The sequence below is a fragment of the Acidocella sp. C78 genome, assembly GCF_907164655.1.
Window position 1 is genome coordinate 1 of the sequence record NZ_CAJQZK010000056.1, and the last position, 2,998, is coordinate 2,998.

The following is a 2,998-nucleotide window of genomic DNA, read 5'->3' on the forward strand; positions in this document are numbered from 1 at the left end:
CGCGGAGCTGGAAAACCTGCTTGCCGGCAAACGGGCTGACGGGTCCGATCTGCCGGCCGCGCCCGTGGAGGCGCCGCCTTCAACCCGTGCGCAGGACGCGGCGCCGGCAGTGCCCGAGGCGGACGAGACGGAGGACCGCGACGCAGCCCTTGCCGCCGAAGCGGCGGCGCTTGGCGAGCTGGGGCACGCGCCAGACGGCCCGCCGCCCTGGCCGGATGATTTTGCCCCGCCCCCGATGGAGGAGGCGGCCGCATATGATCGTGATGCGGCGCTGGCGGCCGACTGGCAGGCGGATGTTGCGCGGGGCGGTGAACCTGCGGTGCCGCCGCCTGGCCCGGCGGCCGAGGAGAGGCCAGCGGAACCCCGGGCGATCGATGTTGCGGCGGCGCTTGATGCCGCCGGTGTGCCCTACCGGACCAGCGGCGGCCGGTTGCGCCTGCAAGCGACCTGGCGCGGGGTGGATAGCTGGACGGTTTCGGTCAATGCCACCACCGGCCAATGGACCGACTTTGCCGCCAGCGAAGGCGGGCGGTTCGAGAGCCTGGTGAGACGGCTGGGCGTCAAAGCCGAGGCGGTGGAGATGGACCCCGAGGCGGCCAAGGCAGCGCGCGAGGCCGAGGTGCGGCGCAATGCCTTTCGCAAGAGCATCGCCGGGAAACTCTGGGATGAGGCGATTCCGGGTGCTGGTGAATTGCGTGAGCCGAATTTGCGCGGGTCCGTGGGGCAGAAATTGCGGCAGCGGGCGGCGCATGAGGCGCGCGTGGAAGAGGCCGAAGGCATGCGGGCGTCAGCCCGTGCCTATCTCAGCGGGCGCGGCCTCGATGCCGATTGGCTGATGAGCCATGTGCGGCTGGTTCGTCCGCATCCGAACTATGATTCGACGGAAGTGGCGGCTGGGGCGGCGGTGGTGATGCTGACGCCGATGTTCGGCCAGGATGAGGACGGCCGGGTGCGGCTGACCGGCGTGCAGCGCACCTATCTGACCGAGGGCGGAGCAAAAATCGGCCGCCGGATGCTGGGCGCCTCGGGGGCCTGGCTGCTGCATCCGCCTGCTGGCGCGGCGGTGCCGATCGGTGGTCATGAGCAGGCGCGCGTTGCCGGTGAAGGCTTCGAGACCGTCGCCAGCGTGGTGCAGGCAACGCGGCAGGCTGGTGTTGTCGGGTACAATGCCGGCGGCCTGGTGGCCTGGGCCGGACAGTTCACCGGCTCGACGCCGGTTGCGCTGCTGGCCGATCGCGATAATGCCCGCCTCCATAATGGCCGTGATGTTGGCGAGGCCGGGCAGAAGGCGGCTGCCAAGGCGGCGGCGCTGATCGAGGCCAATGGCGGCGAGGCGGTCTATCTTGAGCCACCGGCTGATGTTGCGGGCGGGGCGAAGGGCGCCGACTGGGCCGATGCCTTGCGCGCGGGCGGAGCCGCCGGTTTGCGGCAGGCGCTTGCGGCGGCCGAGGCGTCGAGTGCGGCCGACCGGGCGCGGATCGAGGCTAAGCTGGCGCCCGCCTCTCCCAGCGCGGCGCCGGATGGTCCGCCGGCCCAAGAGGCCGAACAGAACCAGCCTGCCTCCCATCCCGAGCTTGTGCGGCTCTACAAGGCGCTAGGGGCCAAGGACGGAAACGGCCTTTCCGAGATCGAGCGGGCCAACATCCTTGATGGCAAGCGGGCGGATGGCACGGCGCTGGATGCGGCCGATTGGCGGAACGCGGTGAACCGCTCGAAAACCCCGATCGGCTACGTTGATTTTACCTTCTCGGCCGACAAGACGATTTCGTTGGCATGGGCTTTCGCGCCGACCGAGGCGGAGCGCAACCAGCTTGCCCAGGCGCACAAGGATGCGGTGGCCGCGACCATGGCCGAGATCGAGCAGGTCATTGGCCAGGCGCGAAAGGGCAAAGGCGGCAAGGAAGGCACCGAGCAGGGCCGCATCGGGTGGATCACCTTTGACCACTATACCGCCCGCCCCACCCTCGAAATCGCCCGCGAGACAGCGGACGGCCGCACGGAAACCGAGATCGTCTCCGTGAAAGTGGCCGGTGATCCGCAGTTGCATACGCATGTCGCGGTGCCGAATGTCATCGTCACTGAGAGCGGCCGGGTCGTGTCCCTGAACACGTTGCAGATGCACGGCCGCATTCATGAATGGGGGGCGATCTACCAGGCCCATCTCGCCCAGAATCTCCGGCGGGCGGGAGCCAGTATAGAATTGGACCGAACCACCGGCGCGGCGCGGCTCAGCGCCGTGCCGGAGGAGATCCGGGCGGCGTTCAGTAAGCGGACCCGCGATGCCCTTTCCGACGCGAAAGCCTATGCCGCCTCGGTGGGCGCGGAGTGGGATCGCATGACCGGCGACGAACGGATCAAGCTGCTGAAAGGCGGCGCCTTTGCGAGCCGCAGTGCCAAGGCCGCGGGTCCGCTTACTGAACGCCGCCCGGATCTCCTCCGGCACGGCGCTGAGCCGCGCCGCGCCGGTGGTTCGGTCCAATTCTATACTGGCTCCCGCCCGCCGGAGATTCTGGGCGAGATGGGCCTGGTAGATCGCCCCCATTCATGAATGCGGCCGTGCATCTGCAACGTGTTCAGGGACACGACCCGGCCGCTCTCAGTGACGATGACATTCGGCACCGCGACATGCGTATGCAACTGCGGATCACCGGCCACTTTCACGGAGACGATCTCGGTTTCCGTGCGGCCGTCCGCTGTCTCGCGGGCGATTTCGAGGGTGGGGCGGGCGGTATAGTGGTCAAAGGTGATCCACCCGATGCGGCCCTGCTCGGTGCCTTCCTTGCGCCTTTGCCCTTTCGCGCCTGGCCAATGACCTGCTCGATCTCGGCCATGGTCGCGGCCACCGCATCCTTGTGCGCCTGGGCAAGCTGGTTGCGCTCCGCCTCGGTCGGCGCGAAAGCCCATGCCAACGAAATCGTCTTGTCGGCCGAGAAGGTAAAATCAACGTAGCCGATCGGGGTTTTCGAGCGTTCACCGCGTTCCGCCAATCGGCCGCATC

General features: G+C 68.4%; 1 protein-coding gene and 1 pseudogene. One reads left to right on the top strand and one right to left on the bottom strand.

What is annotated here, in order from left to right; genetic code table 11:
• Positions 1–2,548, top strand: a 2,548-nt coding sequence (gene mobF / locus ACIDOCELLA78_RS000000113040) for a MobF family relaxase (RefSeq protein WP_249676896.1), incomplete at its 5' end; no start/stop codon positions are given.
• Here mobF and ACIDOCELLA78_RS000000113045 read toward each other — a convergent pair.
• Positions 2,482–2,987 (bottom strand): annotated as a pseudogene (locus tag ACIDOCELLA78_RS000000113045) (relaxase domain-containing protein). The gene mobF and the pseudogene ACIDOCELLA78_RS000000113045 overlap by 67 nt on opposite strands.
• Positions 2,988–2,998 lie beyond the last annotated feature (11 nt).